At 38.5% G+C, this 22,051-nt stretch carries 14 protein-coding genes; 5 read left to right on the top strand and 9 right to left on the bottom strand.

Annotated features, from left to right (window positions below):
• Nucleotides 1-15 precede the first annotated feature (15 nt).
• From H5084_RS07995 to H5084_RS07975, 5 genes are all read right to left on the bottom strand, one after another.
• Nucleotides 16-2,205 carry an alpha/beta fold hydrolase gene (locus tag H5084_RS07995; protein WP_182690120.1) on the bottom strand — a complete coding sequence of 730 codons (2,190 nt, stop codon included), beginning with the start codon at nucleotides 2,203-2,205 and terminating at the stop codon, nucleotides 16-18.
• A 5-nt stretch (nucleotides 2,206-2,210) separates the two neighbouring features.
• Complete coding sequence (locus tag H5084_RS07990; RefSeq protein ID WP_182690119.1) at nucleotides 2,211-4,100, bottom strand: acyl-CoA dehydrogenase family protein; 1,890 nt, start codon at nucleotides 4,098-4,100, stop codon at nucleotides 2,211-2,213.
• Nucleotides 4,101-4,326: 226 nt separating this feature from the next.
• Nucleotides 4,327-6,459 (bottom strand): 3-hydroxyacyl-CoA dehydrogenase NAD-binding domain-containing protein, encoded by a 2,133-nt coding sequence (locus H5084_RS07985; protein WP_182690118.1) that lies wholly within the window; start codon nucleotides 6,457-6,459, stop codon nucleotides 4,327-4,329.
• On the bottom strand, nucleotides 6,459-7,748 hold the full coding sequence (locus H5084_RS07980; RefSeq protein ID WP_182690117.1) for a thiolase family protein: 1,290 nt from the start codon (nucleotides 7,746-7,748) through the stop codon (nucleotides 6,459-6,461). The genes H5084_RS07985 and H5084_RS07980 overlap by 1 nt, the downstream gene beginning before the upstream one ends.
• A gap of 401 nt (nucleotides 7,749-8,149) precedes the next feature.
• Nucleotides 8,150-9,352, bottom strand: coding sequence for an SAM-dependent methyltransferase (locus tag H5084_RS07975; RefSeq protein ID WP_182690116.1), 1,203 nt, complete (start codon nucleotides 9,350-9,352; stop codon nucleotides 8,150-8,152).
• A 484-nt stretch (nucleotides 9,353-9,836) separates the two neighbouring features.
• Between H5084_RS07975 and H5084_RS07970 the strand changes: the two genes are divergently transcribed.
• The gene (locus H5084_RS07970; protein ID WP_182690115.1) at nucleotides 9,837-11,957 is read left to right on the top strand and encodes a methyl-accepting chemotaxis protein; all 2,121 of its coding nucleotides are present in this window, start codon (nucleotides 9,837-9,839) and stop codon (nucleotides 11,955-11,957) included.
• 273 nt (nucleotides 11,958-12,230) lie between these two features.
• Here the strand turns inward: H5084_RS07970 and H5084_RS07965 are convergent, their stop codons facing one another.
• The 4 genes from H5084_RS07965 to H5084_RS07950 form a co-directional block, all read right to left on the bottom strand.
• Nucleotides 12,231-15,344: an efflux RND transporter permease subunit gene (locus H5084_RS07965; RefSeq protein WP_182690114.1), complete on the bottom strand. Its 3,114-nt coding sequence runs from the start codon at nucleotides 15,342-15,344 to the stop codon at nucleotides 12,231-12,233.
• Nucleotides 15,341-16,675 (bottom strand): efflux RND transporter periplasmic adaptor subunit, encoded by a 1,335-nt coding sequence (locus tag H5084_RS07960; protein WP_259396704.1) that lies wholly within the window; start codon nucleotides 16,673-16,675, stop codon nucleotides 15,341-15,343. The genes H5084_RS07965 and H5084_RS07960 overlap by 4 nt, the downstream gene beginning before the upstream one ends.
• Nucleotides 16,675-17,334: a TetR/AcrR family transcriptional regulator gene (locus tag H5084_RS07955; RefSeq protein WP_182690113.1), complete on the bottom strand. Its 660-nt coding sequence runs from the start codon at nucleotides 17,332-17,334 to the stop codon at nucleotides 16,675-16,677. The genes H5084_RS07960 and H5084_RS07955 overlap by 1 nt, the downstream gene beginning before the upstream one ends.
• Before the next feature lie 566 nt (nucleotides 17,335-17,900).
• The gene (locus H5084_RS07950; RefSeq protein ID WP_182690112.1) at nucleotides 17,901-18,455 is read right to left on the bottom strand and encodes a pyridoxamine 5'-phosphate oxidase family protein; all 555 of its coding nucleotides are present in this window, start codon (nucleotides 18,453-18,455) and stop codon (nucleotides 17,901-17,903) included.
• Nucleotides 18,456-18,785: 330 nt separating this feature from the next.
• Here H5084_RS07950 and H5084_RS07945 point away from each other — a divergent pair, with 330 nt between their 5' ends.
• The 4 genes from H5084_RS07945 to H5084_RS07930 all read left to right on the top strand — a co-directional run bounded on the left by H5084_RS07945 (nucleotide 18,786) and on the right by H5084_RS07930 (nucleotide 22,018).
• Nucleotides 18,786-19,580: an energy transducer TonB gene (locus tag H5084_RS07945; protein ID WP_182690111.1), complete on the top strand. Its 795-nt coding sequence runs from the start codon at nucleotides 18,786-18,788 to the stop codon at nucleotides 19,578-19,580.
• A 2-nt stretch (nucleotides 19,581-19,582) separates the two neighbouring features.
• A complete protein-coding gene (locus tag H5084_RS07940) occupies nucleotides 19,583-20,269 on the top strand; it encodes a MotA/TolQ/ExbB proton channel family protein (RefSeq protein ID WP_182690110.1) in 687 nt (228 codons plus the stop codon).
• On the top strand, nucleotides 20,266-20,691 hold the full coding sequence (locus H5084_RS07935) for a biopolymer transporter ExbD (protein WP_182690109.1): 426 nt from the start codon (nucleotides 20,266-20,268) through the stop codon (nucleotides 20,689-20,691). The genes H5084_RS07940 and H5084_RS07935 overlap by 4 nt, the downstream gene beginning before the upstream one ends.
• Nucleotides 20,692-21,214: 523 nt before the next feature.
• On the top strand, nucleotides 21,215-22,018 hold the full coding sequence (locus tag H5084_RS07930; protein WP_182690108.1) for a hydratase: 804 nt from the start codon (nucleotides 21,215-21,217) through the stop codon (nucleotides 22,016-22,018).
• Nucleotides 22,019-22,051: the final 33 nt, after the last annotated feature.

Here is a 22,051-nt window from a genome sequence, read left to right as displayed (position 1 = left end):
TTGTTGCCACTTAACCTAATAATAGGGCTCTGTTACTTTTTTAATAAAGTCCAATAGAGGCCTATACACTTCTTCTGCCCGCTTCCCTCTTACAATAACGTGATGATCCGTATTGATACTGTGTAATTGCTTATCTTTACTCAATACTTTTTCTATTATTTCCTCCGCACCATCCACATCAATAGTTGGGTCGTTGCTTCCTTGAATAACTAATAATGGTAAAATAACGCGCTCTAAATGCTCTCTACAACTATCCTGCAACAAAAGTAGTTGCCTCAACCCTGCAATGTATATTCGGTCGTAATTACTATCAGAACATTCAGGCTCATTGTCTACCCATTTGATAGTGCCAGTTTCCATGGAAAAACTGCTTAACATATTATTCCAGCTATCTAATAAAGAAGAAAAGAACACTGATTTTTGTTTTAAGACTAATGCCGGATTAATTGCCACTACCCCGGCAATATTATCGACATTTGCACAGCTTTTAATCAACGCCAATAAAGCGCCCGCTGAAAAACCAACGACAACAACCTTTTGATGATAATGAGATAAAACAGCATAGCCACGATTAACAGATTCTAACCAACCTTTAACCGTACAATTTCGCATCTCTTTGGATAACGTACCATGACCACTTAAACGTACCAAATATACCCCATAACCTAATTCATTAAGTTTTTGTCCCAAGGCTTCCATCTCTTTTGGTGAAGCTAAAAAACCATGAATTAAGATGATCCCTGGTTGGTTGGCTTTACCCGATAAATATTGGGGTTTACCAATATCACGACTTTTTGTATGTAAACGGTCAAAAGACCGCATACGTTCATCTTCAAATAAGCAACAATCTGTTTTCAATACTTGAGCTGACACTTGCAAAGATAATTTTTTAGGTGATGTCGCAATCAGTCGCTTTATATGCTTCACATATTTAGTCATTACTTCAAATTCATTAGCAAGCACACTAACGGTACTTTCGATACGCATGCGATGAAAAGAGTAAGGCATCGCAAATTTTTCATGATTAACCATGATTTGTCCATTTTCGATAGTCGCGGCTTGTTCATTCAACACTAATTTAATGATTAACTCATAGGGGCCATAGCGTTCACCAGACACAAGGTTGATCACCCCTTCCGATAAACTTTGATGAACACGGCGCTGTTTGTTCTCTTTAATATTAATAATGGCAAGATAGATAACTTTTTTGAAGTCAGTCTCTTTGATCCCCTGCGCCGGAACAAAACGTAATGCTGTTGCTACTAGATGATCCATATTAATAGTCAGGCTACTGTACACCCTTAACATAAACTCATTAGTTAATCGGTGGCGCATTGCTCCCATTAAATAATCCATGCGTTTAGCAGGAGAAATAAAAGGACTGAGTAATGCAAAGAAGCGTCGGTATGGTTTAGTAAAGCGTCGTAAATCAATTGCGTGCCCAAAGGAGATCGAAATATCACACTCTTCCAGAATAATGTTGCCCTCTACTAAAAGCTCTTCTTCCACAAAATCAGGAATATCCTTGAAAAAAAGCTGAGCCCCCGAAGATAACAAGTTTTTACCCGGCCGAAGTGGGTAATAACTAATATTAACCGGTACAATATGTAAATCTAAGGGAGACAGGTCCGACGGACCATGCAAGCTATAGGTTTCTTGATAGTAACTAATTAATGTTTCGTTATTATCTATAATTGCCTTTTTATAATCCTCTTTTTTAAGAAAGGTTTGTAACGCTAACATTGCAGCACCAGTGTGCGGGGCACGTGCCGTTGCATCGGATATTTGCATCGATAAACGGCCTTTATCTACTACTTTTTTATTTTTAACCATCGCACCTTCAGGATAAATAACCCAATTATAAGTACCACGCATTAACTCTGAGATAATTTTTTCATTACGCCCGGGTAAATTTAAAGGCAGCGCACCAACTGACTCTAAAATACTGCCAAACTTACCTACAAATAACGAGCTGTCAGCAAGCGAGTGCACCATTTGCCCGTTAAACTTATATAACGCCTGTGGTAACAAGGCCGTTTCCATACGCGTAAAGTGATTAACAACAAACAGAGTAGGGTTATTACTTAGGTACTCAACCCCCTCCGCAGAAACAGAAGACTTGGTAAATTTTTCAATAATTTGGATCAACCATCCTGATAACAAAAAAGAAGAACTAGGTTTTTCCAATGTAGGACGATCGCGCATAGCAATTATCCTCCCTCAGCAATAGGGTAAATACCTGCTTCCAACCATTGATACTGTTCACTCAAAATATCTTCAGCAATTGCTTTAGCGGTGCTACGCTGTGGAGTAGATAATGCTTTAAAATGCGCTTCTACCCTTTCCGTTGCTAGCACACAATGGTGATCCGCTAATGCAGTCGCATTTTCATGACCGAGCGCAACTTGGTTTTTTGCATAGGAGCAAGTTACTGCCATTGCAAACAATTCACAACCAATGGTCATTAAGTGACCTAACGTTTCTTGGCGCAACTCAAGTTTTTCACGATGTAACAACATCTGTTCAAATAGAACACGCGCTAAACGGTGTGAGGTACGTTGGCAATAATTAACATGTTCGGCTAAAGTGCCACTGAGAGTAAATTGTGTAATAAACTCTTTATTAATGATTTGTGATGGGTACCAAGAGGCATATTCTTTAAACAGTTTAAAAGCAGCATCACGCTTAGTAGTGAAATCAGCGCCTGGTTTAATAAGGTCAGAAGCCAAAGTTAAGTGCGTATCTAACGCTTCACGGCTTAAAAATAACTCCATAACATCAGTGGTGCCTTCAATAATACGATTAATACGACAATCACGTAACATGCGCTCCACTGGGAAAGGTAACTCTCCGCGGGCTTTTAATGAACTGGCTTTTTCATAACCTCTACCGCCAAACATTTGCACCGTTTCGTCCATCACACTCCATGCCATTTCACTACAAAATAGCTTCGCCATTGCAGCTTCCATACGAATATCCACATCGCCCTTATCAGCCATAAAACTAGTTATCCAAGTAACGCCTTCCATCGCAAAAGTAGTAGCCGCGATATAGGCAATACGATTTGAACCTTTCTCATGCTTTGCAATAGGCGAGCCCCATTGCACACGCTTTCCTCCCCAACGACGAGTCATATTTAAACACTGCTTGGCCATACCAGTACTCGCAGCGGGAATCGTTAAACGACCGGTGTTTAGGGTTGCTAATGCTATTTTTAGTCCTTGTCCTTCCTCTAAAATTCTATCTTCCACAGCGACTTCCACGTTTTTAAATTCAATTAAGCCATTTTGAATACCGCGGATACCCATGAAATCACAACGATGTTTGATAGTGATCCCAGAACTTTTTCCTTTTACGATAAAAGCAGAGATTTGCTTAACCTCTTTTCCATCAACTATTTTAGGCGCCGTGCAGGCCATCACAACCAAATAATCCGCAATCAATCCATTGGTACACCAGAGTTTTTCACCGTTAATAAGATAATGGGTTCCGGCGGCATTTAAGGTGGCAGTTGTTTCCATTTGTGCAGGATCGGAGCCTACACTAGGCTCAGTTAAGGCAAATGCAGAGATAGCACCATCTTTAAAAAGCGGTAAAAAACGTTGTTTTTGCTCTTCTGTTCCAAATAATTTAATCGGTTGTGGCACACCGATACTTTGATGGGCTGAAACGAGCACAGCGGTAGATCCACAATGACTGGCGATAGCCATAAGTACACGATTGTAGTTAACTTGCGATAGACCTAAACCGCCATACTGTTTAGGGATTTTCATAGAAAACACCCCTATTCCAGCCAGAGCTTGCATCGCTTCGGTGGGGATATTACGCGTTTCATCAACCAAATCAGCATCTAAAGTATCGGCTAATACTATGCCTACTTTTTCTACCAATTGATCGCCAACTAATTTATCTTCTGCGGTTTGAGTTGGGAAAGGGAAAATAGCATCAGATTTAAACTCCCCCATAAATAAGGATTTAGCAAAACTAGGGTGCTGCCACACAGATTCACGTGCCGCTTCGGTAAGGTTTAACGATGAGGCTTTTTCATCGCTCATCTTAGAGGTATCAATCACTACTTTTTTATCTTCAGGAAAACTCATAATAGCTCCTTAACTAACTACTTATATCCAGCCAATCAAATAGTGGAACAATTTTATCTCTTACAATGAGTTATTAGCTCTTTATTCAACTAACTCACTCAAGTAATGGTTGTTAATCTATTAATAATAGTGGGGTAACAGCCATTACTATTTACTCATGAATCCAAGTAATAAGTGCAATCGTTTCTCTACTTAAACCTAAAATATATTTCAACATTAAATAAACTTAATGATAGAAACCATGCCCCTGTTCGACACATTTCAACAGATAAGGAGCAACTTCGTAACGGTTTCCTACTTGTTGATGTAATTTCTGTAAGCGTTTCACCACTTCATCACAACCAATGCTATCTGCCCAACGGCATAAACCGCCTCGCCACGCTGGAAAGCCAGTTCCCATTATCATGGCAAGATCTAATTGCCCCGCATTAGTCACGATATCCTCATCAAGACATCGAGCAGCTTCATTGACCATCACCAGCATCAAGCGGTCAACAATATCTTGATCGCTAAAGTCTTGACTGTCAGCAACACAATCTGCTTGATACAATAATTCGTTAACTTCTATCTGTTTATTTTTATAATGATAAAAACCTCGTCCCCCTTTTTTACCCGATAATTTCAACTTATCGTGTATATGTTCCAGTACAGGCGCAACCGTCATCCGCTCACCAAAACCGTCTTGTAAAATTGCAGCTACTTTATAACCAACGTCAATGCCCACTTCATCGGCTAATTGGAAGGGGCCCATCGGCATACCAAAACTATTAATCGCCAAATCCACCTTTTCAATATCAGCTCCTTCCTGTAATAAATAAGCGGCTTCATTTAAGTAGGGTAATAAAATACGATTAACCAAAAATCCCGGACAATCGCCAACCACTATCGGTACTTTCCCCCACGCCTTACTAATAGCAATCGCTTTGGCAATGGTTTGCTCACTGGTTTGCTGACCTTTCACGATTTCTACTAACGGCATTCGATTAACTGGGTTAAAAAAGTGCATACCACAAAACTGCTCAGGACGCGCTAACACCGAAGCCATTTCAGTGATCGATAGCGCCGAAGTATTAGAACAAAGCAAACTATCTTCAGGCAGCTCGGCCTCCGCCTCTTGTAATACCTGTTTTTTAACCGACATCACTTCAACAACGGCTTCAATGGCAACGTGTGTCCGATTAAAGCCAGTAAACTGCAATGAACCACCAATCCGATTCATTGCATAGTCAATCGCACCTTGCTTAATACGACGTTGCTTTTGTAACTGACTAAAATAGCTGGCAGCTTGCTGATAACCGAGTTCAATAGATGCCCAGTTAATATCTTTAACACGAACCGACAACCCTTTATAACTCATTAACCAAGCAATGCCCCCGCCCATCACGCCAGCACCGATCACCGCGCCTGAAGTAGGTAATTCTACATTTTGTGGATAACTCTCAGATTGCTCTTTTTTAACTTGTTCATTGAGAAAGAATAAACCGATAAGATGTTTACAGATAGCCGTTGATGCTAAATCTGAAAAAGCCGCTAACTCTCGTTTTAAGCCTTCTTCAAAACTGCATTTGTTACGATATACGTCGAGCACTGCGAGTGGTGCAGGATAAAAACCTTTGCTGGTTTTCATTACATTCTGTTGCGCCTTCTTCAGGATCAGCAAGCGAGCAGGATGCGTCTGCATCGCAAAGGCAGTCACTTTTTGTAAGGGGCTTTTAGGTTGTCTTCTTTTTAATAGGCTTGCCTGAAAGGATTTATGTTTGAGGTTTTCTAAGAACTGTTCAACGTGCACATTAAATTGCGCAGATGAAACCACTTGATCAACAAGTTTTATACGATATGCCTTTTCTGCACTAACTAGCTTACCCGGCAGTATAATAGCCAGAGCCTCGGGTAACCCTATCAAACGTGGTAAACGTTGCGTGCCTCCCCAACCAGGAATAATGCCTAATTTAACTTCTGGTAAGCCTATTTTAGTTTTTGGGTTATCTGAGGCTAAACGAAAATCACAGGCTAAAGCTAACTCACAACCACCACCAGCACATGCACCATCGATAATTGCAATCGTTGTTTGTGGTAAGGCATCGAGTCGATTAAAAATTTCTTGCCCTAAGCGTGCTTTTTCTTTAGCCATTTCAGGGCTATCAATTTTTTGTAGCTCTTGGATATCCGCCCCTGCGATAAAAATATTGTTTTTAGCGCTTTCAAAGCTAACAACTTGCTGTGGTGAAGATTTAATGTCTCCTAGCAAAGAATCTAGCTCTTGCATTACATCAGATGAGAGCTTATTAATCTTTTGCTCTTGTAAATCAAAAGTAACGCGGATTAACCAATCATTTTTTTGTACGTGAATGTGTTTCATTACTCCACCTCCAACGCTAATGCAGCACCTTGCCCACCGCCAATACATAAAGTTGCTAAACCACGCTGTAACCCTTGACGTCTAAGCTCATGTAGCAGAGTTAAAATTAAACGTCCCCCGGTTGCGCCTACTGGGTGCCCTAAAGCAATAGCACCGCCATTAACGTTTAACTTGCTCGGGTCTAACTCACCCAATGCCTGCGTTCTTTGTAAATATTGTTGAGCAAATGCTTTACTCTCAAAGGCACATTGATTGGCAATCACTTGAGCCGCAAATGCTTCATTTAATTCAACCAAATCAAAATCAGAAAGTGCCAAACCTGATTTATCTAATAACTTAGCAGTAGCATAGGCAGGACCTAAGCCCATTCTATTTCCTGCTAATCCGGCATAACTATAATCAGTTAAATAACCTAATGGTGTTAATCCCATGGCTTTTGCCTTCGATTCAGCCATCACAGTAAACGCAACCGCACCATCGGTAATAGGACACGCATTCCCAACCGTAACACTCCCAGCTAGGCGGTCGAAATAAGGGCGTAACTTAGCCAGAGCGGCAAGGGTTTGATTATCACGAGGGCCATTATCTAAATGTTGCATATGCTGATACTTAGGCGCAATTGCAACGCTAATAATTTCATCGGCGAATTTGCCAGATTGTTGCGCTTTTATCGCTTGTTGATGGCTATTTAAAGCAAATTGATCTTGTTGTTCACGCGTAATAGCGAATTCTTTAGCAAGCACCTCTGCCGTTTGCCCCATGTTTAAGCCACAAACAGGGTCGGTTAAACCTTGTTCAATACCAATCACAGGCTTCAAAAAAGATAAACGAAATTGAGATAGGAGTTTGAGTTTTGCAATTGGTGTTTTAGCAAACATCATTTGCATCATGAACTTAGTCATTTTAGGGCTATACAGAAGTGGCACGCTAGACATAGATTCACTGCCACCAACCAATGCGGTGTCAATTTCTCCAGCCAATATTTTATTGGCAGCAGTAGTCATAGATTCCATGCCTGAGGCACAATTGCGATTGACGGTATATGCACTAGTGGAAACAGGAAACCCGCCCTGTAATGCAATCACTCGGGCAATGTTCGCCGCATGACCTGGTTGAGCAACGTTGCCCATGATCACTTCATCAATATCCGCATAGTCTAGTACCGAGTTGGCCATCACCTCGCGGACAACAACCGCCCCTAATTGATCTGCCTGCATGCCTTTGAATTCCGTACCGGCTTTACAGAATGGGCTACGCCAACCTTCAATAATCGCGAGTCTTTCTTTCATTAACCACCTCCAGCATTATTTCTATGCTTTAAAACAGCCATAAAAATAATAAAAATGCTTTCCTGAAGGAGTCAATAAATACCCTCAGGGCATAAAAATTAACAATTCACAGTAACTTTAAAAATGGTAAAAAGATGAGCATGATGTTGTAAATAGTAAGTATTTCATGACCACTTGCTTATATTACATACGATCTTCAGTATAAAGATGCTTTATTTTTGAGCAAGGCAAATACAATAAGGTCCATCGAATTCGCGAGGGGCATCGCATAAGTTACCTTTAAAAGGAGAAAAATAGCATTAAGAGCCATAAAATACAGGAGGTTATTATATCGCTCTTATGATATGAAATATTGAGGAGTGTGATCTTAAAAGTAAGCTCTCATGTTCACTTAAAGCTATTTAACTTTGAATTAAGCTTTCATTAAGCAAGCTTTCTAAGCAATGTTCTTGGATCCCATAATAGGTTTTAATATTAGCAATCTGAGTTAAAATTTTAGCTTGTTCTTTGGCATTAGTTGATGGTTTTTTGATCGCTAAAATCATCTTATTTTTGTTGGTATGCTCTAAACTAATAAACTCAAATACTTTAGTAGTATAACCATTAGCCTCTAATAATAGAGCCCTTAACGAATCAGTTACCATTTCTGCTTGCTGACCTAAATGCACACCATATTGTAACATTGGTTGAAATAATTCCGGGCTTTGCATTTGTGGGCGGATCTGTTTATGACAACATGGCGAACACATAACAATACTGGCGTTAGCACGGATCCCATAATGAATGGCATAATCAGTAGCAATATCACAGGCATGCAATGCAATCATGACATCAGTTTGTTTAGGCGCATGGGTTTTTACATCACCACACACAAAATCCAACCCCTGATGATCTAATGTTGCCGCAGTTTGATTACATAAATCAGCTAAAGCTTGACGTAACTCTACCCCTGTAACTTGTGCGTCATTTTGTAATGTATGGCGCAAATAATCATGAATAGCAAAGGTTAAGTAACCTTTACCAGATCCAAAATCGACAACGTTAAGTGGTGTGCTTGTATCCCTTGGAGAAACCTCCAATGCTTGGCTAAAAATTTCAATAAACTTATTGATTTGCTTCCACTTATTAGACATAGCAGGGATCAATTTTTGGTTTTTATCAGTGACTTTTAGTGCTGTTAAAAAAGGACGCTGAATATCTACATAACGATGTTTCTCACGATTATGAGTAGCTGGCGTAGCTTGTATTTGCTTGGCTCTATGTTGCGATATTTTTAACTTACCCTTTTTACTAAACTCTAATTGGATTTCTGAATCCTGCAGCGTTAGATAGGCACTTTTGAAGTCATCCCCCAAAAGTGCAGTGATCTCAAGTAGCCCATTTTGATGGCTATGGTTTTTGGTAATATGGTTAGTTTGATGTTCATAGACAAAACTTAATACCGCTTCATTTTGCAAAGTAAGTGGTCGAATATTGAGCCGATTTAAGCTTTTATCTTGACCTCGATATTTGCTCAAGAGTAGCTTCACCACCCCATTACTCTCAAGTTGAGTTGACAGTAATCGATAAAAATCTTCAAGCGAATTAAGTACAGGAGCTGACATAGTAATTTCCGAGAGAGTCTAAAATAAAATAGTAAGTCGCATTCTAACAGTTAAGTGATCTTAATAATAATTTAGCTAAATCTGAACCTATTTTCAGTTTAATTTCTTAAATAAATCTATGTTGATTCGGAATACTTTTTAGATACGCTATTTTTAACTTAATAGTGTTTAATATGAGGCCTATGCCAAATGACCATAACTTAGATATTCTATCTGAGTTTACCTAGTAATAAACAAACAAAAGCAATTTTATAGCTAACACTCTCTTTTTATAACTAGTATTAGGTAATTAAGTTGATAATATCTTACTCTTGGCTTTTAATAATAAAATTATAACTGACCCAATAAGGTTTCCATAATTGTGGATCAAACATCTGTTTATTATAACGTGTTCACTCACTCTCTATAGGATAGGAAACCCAATAAAGGCTGTTTAGTTTGAAATATAGCAAATAGCCATTTTTTTAGTTTAAAAGGAATTAACATGAACTCATTATCAGTACAGTGGAAAATAACTTTGCTTTCTGGAATTTGTATTTTATTTGTAGCCATCTCATTAATCGGTTTTACCCTCGTATCTTCAACCTCTAATCAAAAAATAATACAAGTACAGAGTAGTAAATCAGTCGCTGATAAGTCTGAAAGTTTGCTAATGAGTGAAGCAAATACACAAGCATCAATCGTGCAAAAATATTTAGATGAAGCGGCTTACCGTGCTGAAATGCTAGCTGAAAGTATTCTGTTTTTACAGTTAAATGCCGAAGACAACTTTACTAGCAGTGAACTATTAAGAGTATCAGTGTCGGAGCTCTTGAAACGTTCCGTACAAAACTTCGATAACATGCATGCAGCATTCACTACCTTCATTCCTGATATGCTTGATAGTGAAGATGGTAATTATATTGACGCCAGTTACGTAAGTTCAAATGATAAAGGTCGCTTTTCTCCTTATTGGTATAAAAATGATAACAATGAAGCAACCTTAAGTATCAAAACTGAAAAACAATTAAATGACAAATCCGCACTTTCTAATGGTCAAGATAAAAACAGTTGGTATACCTGCAGTATTGATAATAAACGCATGTGTATCATCGATCCTTATTTATCTAATGATGCAGGTGTAGGAAGTTTAGTAACAACTATTACTGTTCCATTGCGTAAACAAGGTGAGATTATTGGAGTAACTGGTATTGATCTTAAAATAGACATATTAAAACAGTTTGCACAACAGGCAGATCAAGCACTATTTAATGGTGTAGGCGAAGTTCAAATTGTTAGTAGTAATGCACTATTAGTTGCAGCAGATGGAAATACCCCTACATTTAGCAAACTCACTTCTCAGCCACAATTACAACAATGGTTAAGTGCGGGAGTAACACAATCTAAATGGAGTGCAGACCAACAGTTTTTAACTGTATTTATGCCTATTAAGCTACATGCTATAAATTGGGGCATTATTATTACAATGCCAAGAGAAGAAGTATTAGCAGATGCACTTTCGCTTAATAACTTAATTGAACAACAAGTCGCCCAAACGCTTAAAGTTCAAGTTCTAACAAGTCTCGTTGTTACCCTGATTGGTTTAATTATTATTTGGTTTGCGTCACTCAAATTAGTTGCTCCAATTAAAAACGTTGCTCTTCGTTTAAAAGATATTGCCAGTGGTGAGGGTGACTTAACACAGCGCCTTGAAGTCAGTTCAGCAGATGAAGTTGGCGAACTTGCAATATGGTTTAACCGCTTCCTAGATAAAATACAAGACACTATTAAAGATGTCATCAGTACATCAGATGCTCTGAGCAAAACATCAAAAGAAGCAAAAAATATAGCTGAACAATCCCGAAAAGGCAGTGAATCGCAATTCAAAGAAGTTGATATGGTTGCAACCGCATCAGAGGAGATGACACAAACTTCTGCATTAGTATTAGAAAATGCAGATAAGGCTGCTGTAATGGCAAGCGAAGCTGAAAAGTTAACTGAAAGTGGACACCTTGTGGTGCAGCAATCAGCAAACTCGATGCAAGAGTTGGTAGAAAAAATGGCAATGGCAGTGCCGATTGCTAATGCGCTTGAGAAAAATAGTGTCAATATCAGCGATATATTATCGGTTATTGAAGGAATTTCAGCGCAAACCAACTTGTTAGCACTTAACGCTGCAATCGAAGCAGCTAGGGCCGGCGAACAAGGTAGAGGTTTTGCAGTAGTCGCGGATGAAGTAAGACAATTAGCACAAAGAACTCACGACTCTATCGATCAAATAAGGGTTGTCATCGAACAATTGCAATTAGGTACTCGCAGTGTGACTAGTGCCATTACTGAAGGTAATCAGCTCGCTCTTGAAACAGCAACACAGGTAACTCAAGCTGTTAGCTGCTTGGGAGATATTTCATTATTTTTTGTCGATATTGAACGTATGAGTAATGAAATTGTTAATGCAGCAAGTGAACAAAATTCTGTTTCAAGTGAAGTGAATGGTAATGTTTCAAATATTCGAGACCTCAGTCAAGTCATCCTAGAGTCATCGACAGAAGCTGAAAAAATAGGCCAAGATATTGCTAAATTATCTGCGCAACAACAGCAACTGATGAAGCAGTTTAAAGTCTAAATAACCTCAGTTCTGGATAAGCACAGCGATACGACACCGATATTTACGCAGATTTATTCGTTAAATAGAAACAAATTCGCGATAATAACGGTGTGGTGGATCACAACGCCGCTTTATCAACACTTCGAACGCTATTTTAAACTGCCTTGGTTGCATGGTGCCGACCAAGAGCAGCTTCACCTAAGTAAGACGAATTTCCCTAAACAACTGTGCAAAGTTGTGTTTAAAACGCCCCGCTTCTGCCAGCTCTATTTTTCTTAAAAGCAGCAAAAATTAATGATCTTCACTTAAGTCTTTGTGTTTATGTACTAACCCAAAATCCGCAAGAACCGCGTACGCACTTGGAATAATAAATAACACTAATAAAGTGGAAGTGAAAATACCAAATACAATAGAAATCACAATCGGTTTCACAATTTGCGCTTGTAAGCTCGTTTCCAATAACAACGGTAACAAACCCGCCGCGGTGGTTAACGAGGTTAAAAATACCGCTCTAAAACGATCTCGACTAGCTTTCACCACTGCATCATAAACATCAGCACCTTGATCAATGTGATGTCGAATATATTGCACTAATAAAATGGAGTCATTAACCACAATACCCGCTAATGATATAAACCCTAAAATGGATGGCATAGAAAGGTTATACCCTACTAACCAATGTCCCCAGAGCACACCAATTAAAGCTAATGGAATTGCTAACATCACCACAAAGGGCTCTAAATAACTACGGAACTGGAAACTTAAAATAGCAAATAAACCAAATAGACCAATCATAAAACCTTTTAGCAATGAACTACCGGTTTTTGCTGACTCTTTAGCTGCTCCCTCAAAATCAACCTTTAAACCAGGGAATTGTTGTTGTAGCTCAGGCAAATAATTAAGTCGCATGTTACTTATCACTTCATTACCATTGGCCTTTCTATTATCGACATCGGCCATCACTGTGACAGTTCGCTGGCTATTAATACGTTGTATACGCACATAGGAACGATCACTTTGCAGCAAAGCAACAGCACTTAACGGAATCTGCCCTCCTTGATCTAGCATGATTGGGAAGTTAGCAAGTGTTTGTAAATTACCTGCCTGTTGTTCATTTAATAAAACTTGTATTGCTATGTTTTCTGAGCCCACTTGGATTTCATCAGCGGTTTGTCCGAAGTACGCGGCACGTAATTGATTGGCAATCATCTGCCCATCTAGCGCATAGTTTTCCGCGCCAGGTTTAAGGGTAATAACCACCTCTTCTTTACCCGGACGCATATCATCTAAAATACCATTGATACCCGAAAATTGGCTTAAATACCCCTGTAAAGCAACCGATGCTTGCTTTAATACGCTTAAATCTTCATGTTGCAAACGTATTTCAATATCACGACCCGCAGGCCCCATTGCAGGTTGTTTAAAAACTAAGGACAAAGGTTCTGCCAACTCACCTGTTTGCAAACGCCAAGATTCCATAAAAGAGTTGATTAAAGTATTACGGGTTTCCGCAGATAATAGATCTAAGCGCACCGTGGCAACATGTGCTCCGGTTTCTCCAGCATCAGCATTGGAGTTATAATGTGCAGTAATATCTTTTATTAACGATTCACTTTCCTGGTTTTCTTCCGTCGCCTTTTGTCCCACAACTTGTGCACTTTTGATCACCTTCGCGACGATTGCTTCAGTTTGTTGCAACGTTGAGCCTGGCGGTAAAATAAGTCGCGCTTCAGCGATATCGCCATCCAATGCAGGAAATGCTAAAAATTTTAATGCCCCACCAGTGACTAATGCAAAAGAAGTTAAGAGTAAACCGATCGTTATACCAATACTCAGGTAACGCCAGCGCACTACAAAGGCGACTTTATTGACTAAAGTAACATGCCGAAAGTGTTCAAATTTAGCTAAAAAGACACGTTTGAATTTAAATGTAGAATCTATTTTTTCTGGTTTAGCTAATGAATGGTTTAGGTGATTAGGTAAAATCAAAAAAGCTTCAATTAAGCTGATACTGAGCACCATGATTAATACCATCGGCACTACAGATAATACTTTCCCCATTTGACCATCTAACCACAATAAGCTGCCAAAAATAAAAATAGTGGTCAAAAAAGAAGATATAACACCGGGTGCCACTTTCTTAACACCTTCTATTACTGCGTCATTAACGCTAAGTTTCTTTTCAATGTGTGCAGCAATCGATTCTGCAATCACAATGGCATCATCCATCAGGATCCCAATCGCCATTAATAGGCCAACTAAAGACATAACATTAATAGAGACACCAAATGTACTCATCAAAAACAATCCCCCCATAAAGGAGACTGGCAACCCTGCGGATACCCAAAATGAATAGCGTAACGAAAAGAATAACCACATCGATAAAAAGACCAAAATGATCCCTTGCCACCCATTTTTTAATAACATCGATAGCCTGTCTTGCAACAAAGATGACATATCATTAGTTAAAGTCAGCGTGATACCTTCGGGTGCTGTTTTTTGTTCCATTTCTACAAAAGCACTAACCCGTTCTTTAATACGTAACGCATCATCTGCTTTATTCTTTTTAATCTTTAAAATAGCCGCCGGTTTATCATTAAACAGAATCTTATTGTACTCAAACTCAAAGGCATCCTGTAGTGTTGCAATATCTTTTAAACGCACCACACCACCATCACCTAGAGAAGCAATAATCATGTTGCCTAAAGCCTGAGTAGTTGTTTTCCTTTGGTCAAATCGAAGTAATAACTCCTTGTCACTTAAAGACACAGTACCCGCAGGCATTTTAACATTTTGACGGCCAACTTTATCTGCGACCTCTGCCACGGTTAACCCTAAACGGCGCATATCTTGTATATTCAGTTGCACTTTAAACTGATGATCTGAAAACCCTGAAATGCTCACCAAACTAACATCGTAGTCTAACTTTAAACGCTTTTTTAACGCTTCAGCATAAGCCTTTAAATGCGGCCAGCTTACGTCTCCAGCAACAGCGATATCAACCACTGGTTCTGCCCAATCAAGCTCTTTAACAGTGGGTGGTTCTATTTGCGTAGGAAAATCTTTAATGGCATTTATTTCAGTTTGAATATCAACTAATGAGCGGCCAACATCTGCATCATCAGCCATTTTAACTCTCAGTGATGCAGCCCCCTCTTGCGCATCACAGGTAACTTCTTCGATGCCACTTAATCCATCAACAGCATCTTCCATACGCAGACATAAGCTCTCTTCCACTTCGGCGGGAGAGGCTCCGGGATAAATAACACTAGCAATAACATAAGACGAAGAAAATTCAGGGAAAGTTTCACGCTTAATGTTACTAAGGCTGCTGAAACCAAGCACAAAAAAACTCAGCATGATCAAGTTAGCTAGCGTTGGGTGACGAGTAAAAAGTTTAATCACAGAGACGACTCCTGCTCTGACATCGCATCTTTTTGCGGTGCCTGTACTTTTAATGTCATCCCAGGGATCGCAGGCACTAAATCATTTAAAATTAACCACTCTCCTTCCTTTATATCTCCACTAATAGCAACACCTTGTTTATTTCTAAAGTGCACTTGTACTTTACGCATCGCAAGCTGTTTATTCTCTTCCATTATATAAACGAGGTCACCGTGTAATGCTTTTTCTGGGATCATAAATTGCGAAGAAGCAAAACCGTGGATATTAGCACTAACAAACATGCCTTTAGTAAGTGGAGGCTTAGCCCCTAACTGAAACTGTGTAATATCCTGCTCAACTTCTAGATAAAAACCAATCGTAGCTTGTTCAGCATCTATATTATCGGCGATACGTGTCAATTTAGCTGGCCATTGATGTTGCTTTGCACCAATTTGTAACTCAATATTGGCATCAAAACCAAGCTCTTCGACATTCGGCAGCGATACTTGTGTTGGAAATGATTGAACACTACTCATTAGGATGTCTGCATCTTGCAAAGAGAGCTCTGCTTTAACTTCTACAGTGCCCAACTTATACGCGTCAAATAAAACGCCACCTAATGCAACCACCTGCGCATTTTCCACATCAACATTCGCAATACGAGCATCAAAGGGCAATATAATTTGAGTATTCAGTAATTGTCTTTGTGCATCATCTAACATGGCTTGATTAACACTCAACTCTGCTAAAGCCACTTTATTATCGTCAGGCAAAAGTTTTAACGTACTACTTAAATCTAAAACTACGTTTTTTTGTGCCAGTAAGGTTTGTTTTTGTGTTTCCAAGTCAGAATTAGAGATCAAATTCTTTTTCTTTAACGATAGTTTGCGACGGTACTCTTGATCAACTAATTGTAATTTCTCCTTCTCAATCGCCAAACTGGCGCTTATATTTCTCTGCTGTTGTTGTAAACGTGTTAACTGGGCTTTACTGGCATTAACATTAGCAATGGCTTGTGCTTTTTTTAACTCGTATTCAAATGGATCAATTTTTAATACCAGTGTGCCCGCCTTTAATAAGCGACCTGACTCTAGCCCTGGATGTCGATAAATAACTTTACCATTCACTTCAGCAATCGCTTGCCAAGTCGTTTTAGGTAAAACACGTCCAAAGGCGAGAACCAGAGGTGCAGTTGGCTGTAGTTTTAATGCTTGCACCGAGACTAAACGTGCTTTATCGAAATTAGGTTGAATCGCTGGTGAAGATTTGAAAAAGATTGATAATGCCAAGATAATAATCCCAACCAAGACACCAAGGGTCATTAAGCGTTTTTTATTACTGCTCATTTTCATTATTTATCACTCTCAATAGTGTTGTTTTTAGGCGTATTTAAGCAACCAAACTGTAATAATTGAGCGTTTTGCTGCCCTAACTTCAACATAAATTCAGGGGTTATTTTGATGCCTATCGTATTTTTTATCCGATCAGGAATAAGAAATGGAAAAATCATCATACTGAAAAAACTAATTTGTGCGCACAGCGGGTCTACTCCGTCTTTTAGTAGTCCCTGCTGCTGCATTGAAGCAAACAAATTAATATGTTTTGGACGAAAAATTTGATCCAGAATATGTTGAAAATCGATATTTTTATCGCTGATTGGGGTTGAAGCGATTTTAAACATTAACTTAGGAAAATCGGGGTTTTCACTCATTACTCGATAGTAAGTCATCATTAATAACTCACTACTTTTTTCATCAATATTTTGGTTTGCTTTGCTTAATTGTTCGGTAACAGGTGCTGCAGTCTCTTTAAGCATCGCCATAAATAAACCCAGTTTAGATTGGAAGTAATAACGAATAAGCGCACTGTCTACTTGTGCTTTTTTAGCGATTTCACGAAGTGATACTTTGTCGTAGTCCTGCTCTACAAAGAGTTCCCTCGCTGACCTGATCAGCTTAGCTCGATTATCTCTATTTTCACTTGGGCGCCCTACTTTATTCACTTGCTTCATCGTAACCTTCCGTGTGCGAATCAATATTCTTCACTTGTAGAATATAATAATGCAACAGTGATGATTGAAGCTAATAAAACAATTCTTTAAAGTGAGCGGTTTAGTGAATAAAAAGAGAATTAGTTATCCACATCACACCTAACTATACCCGTTATCAATCGAGATGCTTTATTCAGTCGTTAGCTTGGACAGCAAGACGTAACATGATGACAATGGTTAGTCCTTATCGAATGTTGCAACGCAGAATTGCTTTTCGAGCTAATGACCCACAGGGCAAGTTGTGAGGCAAGCATGAAGTTCAAGACTAGGTGTAACTAAAAACAGTGCATAAGCAAAGACAGTGCAAATAATTAACCGCGTTAATTTTCTAGGAAAGGTGTAAAAGAGAGTGTCACTTTTAAATAATGGGTATTAAAGATAAAGAGGAGGCTCACAGAGAACTTAAGGACTTAAGTCCCCTGCAAGCAAGTAACTGGGATGACGGAGTAGCCATCGATAAACGAATGATAAAAAATAAAAAAAAGGTAATAGTTTATGATAGCTCAATGAAAATTAACAACTTCTCATTAAGCACTGTTATGACCTTTGTTAATACGAGTTTGATCAGCTAAATCATTAGCTAACACTTGATAAGCCTGACCAAATCCTTTCACATAAAGGCCCTGTTCTACTTTCAGCTTCACCAAATGAAAATCTGTGAATTGACTCAGCCCCTGTACCGTGTCACCTAGTCTGTTAACCATCAATTCAATTACATCTTGCCACTGTTGCGTTTCACGTGAAACGATCATGGCATCAGCATCAAAGGTTAAGCGTACCCTTGCGTATAAATTCTTAGCTTTCGATTCTTCTTCAATTAACATCAAAGAAGCATTGGGCTTGTTTAATATATTTTGTGTATGTCTAGCCAATTCCGAAATCAATACATAAAAACTCTGCTCAAAGTAAACAAAAGGCGCATAGCTCGCATTAGGTTTAGCCTTCACATCAACGGTCGCTAGTTGTAGTGTTTTTTTACCGTTTATAAAATCTAGAATTTCAGCCTCTAAAAGCAGATCAGCTTGAGATTTATTTAATATTCCTTCATCTAACGCCGACTGATTTACAATTGATTGTTTCATTACATGCCACCTTAGCTGAAAATTGAATACTCCATGTACCAATGCAATATATTTTGATTGGTAACAGGTATATTACATTTTCCAATTCTGCCTAGGTACCTTTAAAAAGCAATCAACCAGCTCTCATTGTGTAAAACAGTGAAACAATCTGTCTCTTTTTTATCCTAAGTACAAATAAAACAAACCACCAGATGATAGCTATTATCATCACCGATGATATATCTTAATAAAAATATAAACTTAATACAAATGATAATTGATCTCATTGTTAATTTAATTGATAATGAGTCCTGTTACCGAATAGAATTTTTATATTGGAGTTATATCGTTATGTTTCGTTACCTAAGTGCTGGAATATTGTCTGTCGCGATTCATGCTTTAATTTTTGCCCCACTGTTTGATCAGCCAGTAATGGCACAACCTATGAGCCAACAATCGCAAAGTGTCAGCATTAGTTTTAGTACCCCAAAACCTACACCTAAAAAGGTTGAAACAACACCCGTTCAAACAGAAACTCCGCCAGTTCCAGTAAAAGAAGCTGCACCTACAGTAGCTAAACCCAAACCAGTGGCCAAAAAGACAGTTAAGAAGCGCATCGTTAAAGAAAAGAGTGTGACTAAACAAGAGAAAAAGCAGGTTCCTAAAGCGACCCAAAAAGTAAAGAAGCAAGCGGCACCAGTAAAGAAACCAAAGAAAAAAATACAACAGTCTAACAAACCAACCGCGACAGCGGCGGCAAAGAAAGAAACAAAACAGATAGAGCAACCAACGGCAGCACCAAAAGCAAAGCAGACAGTCAATGCGAAACAAGTTGTAAAAACTGACAATGGTTTACAGGGTAAACCGCAGCTGATACAAAAAAGTCGTTTTTTAAGTAAACCTAAACCACCTAGATATCCTCGTTTAGCAAAAAGAAAAGGGATCGAAGGCACTGTCACTTACGAGGTGTGGTTAGATGAGAAAGGTAAACAAGTTAAATTATTATTAAAAGATTCTTCAGGCGCAAGAGTACTTGATCTTGCAGCTTTAAAAGCCATTAAAAAATGGAGATTTTCACCTCATAGTGTCAACGGGAAAACTGTTGCACATCGTATTTATGTCCCTATTAGCTTTCAATTGGATTAATCATGACTTTATTTAATTTAATACAACAACAACTTGGTTTAATGACTTGGCCATTATTAATTTGCTCGATTTTAACGTTAATGATCATAAGTGAACGATTATTAAAATTATTAAGCTTTGGTTCATTAAGCAAAAAAGAAATTACACAATTATTGAAAGCCCATGACCCAAAGCAAAGCGAGCAATTACAGTCGCTTAGCGTGCAACTAAAAACAGAAAAAAATCTTGCTAAACGCGGTATCGCAATGCTTTTTTCGCATCAACACTTTAGCCAACAATTGCGTGAAGATACTGCCAGCATTTGGGTACAAGATAAGCGTCAAGAGTTACACAGCGGATTAAAGCTATTAGCCTTGATTGGCGTGATCAGCCCATTACTAGGTTTATTAGGTACCGTATTAGGTTTAATTGAGATGTTTAAAGCCATAGCTTTAACCACAGGTTCAGTCACTCCCAATGACTTGGCTGATGGATTAGGCATTGCAATGCGCACCACTGCCGCGGGTTTATTAATTGCATTACCTGCTATTTGTGGCGCACAACTATTAGGGTTATGGGCAAATAAAGTAACTTATCGTTTAGAATTTACACTTAATTTTTGTAACCTTTGGTTACAAGGTGTTAGTTTCCCTGAGCAAAAACGCACTGCAAAAACAACTATCGCAACAACGCAGGAAGTTAACTCGTGATTAGAAGTCAACGTGCCAATGATCAACAATCATTTCAAGTTGATCTCACTCCCTTACTCGATATTATTTTTATTGTGATGGTATTTTTAATGCTCTCAGCAAATATTAAATTGCAGTCATTAGAAGTTGATTTACCAACTACAGATAGCAGTGCTAGCCAAGTGGTTGATGATAAGGCGATTACCATTAATTTACTTCATCAAGCACCACACTGGGCGATTGATGGGGTTGCACACGCAGATTGGCCAACGTTCCAACAAAAGTTAATTAAAATCACACAGGAAAAACCTGCAACACAATGGATTATTGCAGCGGATAAAACCGCTGATGTGCAATATATGGTGCAGTTACTAGGCTTTTTACAACAGCATAATATTCAAGCAACACAAATATTAATTGAAGAAGAGTCATCGCAAAATTAAAGTAATTTTTTAAAGGTATCGTATTAAAGCCATGCTATTAAAGGCACAGCATTAATGCTTCGATATGCTAATTACAATCAAAATGCATTTCTAAAAGGCTATTCAGCTACCCCTTAATTAATAAGGTAGACGAATAGCCTTTATGCATTTCAATGTTAAATTCGCCCATAAAAAATGTTAGACGTTTTAAAAGTAAACAACAAAACATATCGCTACTTTCCAACCTTTTACTTCAAAGTATTTACTTCAACCTTTTAGTCATATGAAGTACCTCCATTAATCAGTTACAAAGATGAAATCACAGTCCGATCGCTAAAAATATTGAATAAGATTAAAACCTATCTCAGGGATCTGATAAATTAATCACCAGATGACACTTTGAACATTGAAATATTTTCCATGTAAAGTGACACAACGAGCATATAATAATACAAATACTAACTTTTCAATTAATTTACGTTAATATTATCGAAGTATAATCCCTTTTAATCTGGCAACTGCCGTTACTAACAAGAGACTGAAAATGACTGACAACAATAATCAAACATTAAGCAATCAAGCTTGTATCAAAGCTGCACAGGAGCTATTAGCAAGACGTAAAAATAATCATAGAGGTGAAATGTTAACGGCTGATTGTCGTCCAACGAACCTAGATGATGCACTCGCAATACAGATGACAACAGTTAAAGAAAACGGCTCTAAAATTGAGGGCTGGAAATGTTTAGTGCCATTAAACCCTGAGCAAATGGTGGTTGCCCCAGTATTAGAAGGTACTGTACAACAAGGTGCAGAGTGCCTAGTCCAACCAACACAACCAGGCAAAACCTTAATTGAACCGGAAGTGGCATTTATCCTAGGCCAAGATTTACCTGCTCGAGAACAAGCTTATACTGAACAAGAAATCGATGATGCCATTGTATCTTGCCATATGGCACTAGAATTATTACAACGCCGTTACAGCCCTAATGATGACCTTGTTTTCTTTGATAATTTAGCAGATTGCCTACTTAACCAAGGTATATTTATTGGACCTGAAATCAGTAAAGAACAAGCTTACCAAGCCTCTGAAATCAATATTGGTCTCACTACCATTGCAGCCGATGGACAACCTGAAACAAAAAATTACGATGGCAAGCACCCTAACCTATCGGCACATAAACCGGTTTATTGGTTAATTAATTTCATGCGAAATAGAGGTGTCGGCTTCAAAAAAGGACAAGCTATCATCACTGGCTCTTATGCTGGTGCGATAGAAGTACCTATTGATACAACAGAAATTAAATATCAAGATCTAGGTAAATACCAAGTAACCTTTAAAGCAATTTAGATTATAGCTATTTAAATTATAGCAATGGAGTAC

The organism is Psychromonas sp. SR45-3, from assembly GCF_014163575.1.
Classification (GTDB): domain Bacteria; phylum Pseudomonadota; class Gammaproteobacteria; order Enterobacterales; family Psychromonadaceae; genus Psychromonas; species Psychromonas arctica.
Note: the sequence above shows the minus strand (reverse complement) of the source record. Positions and strands in the feature narration are given on the sequence as shown.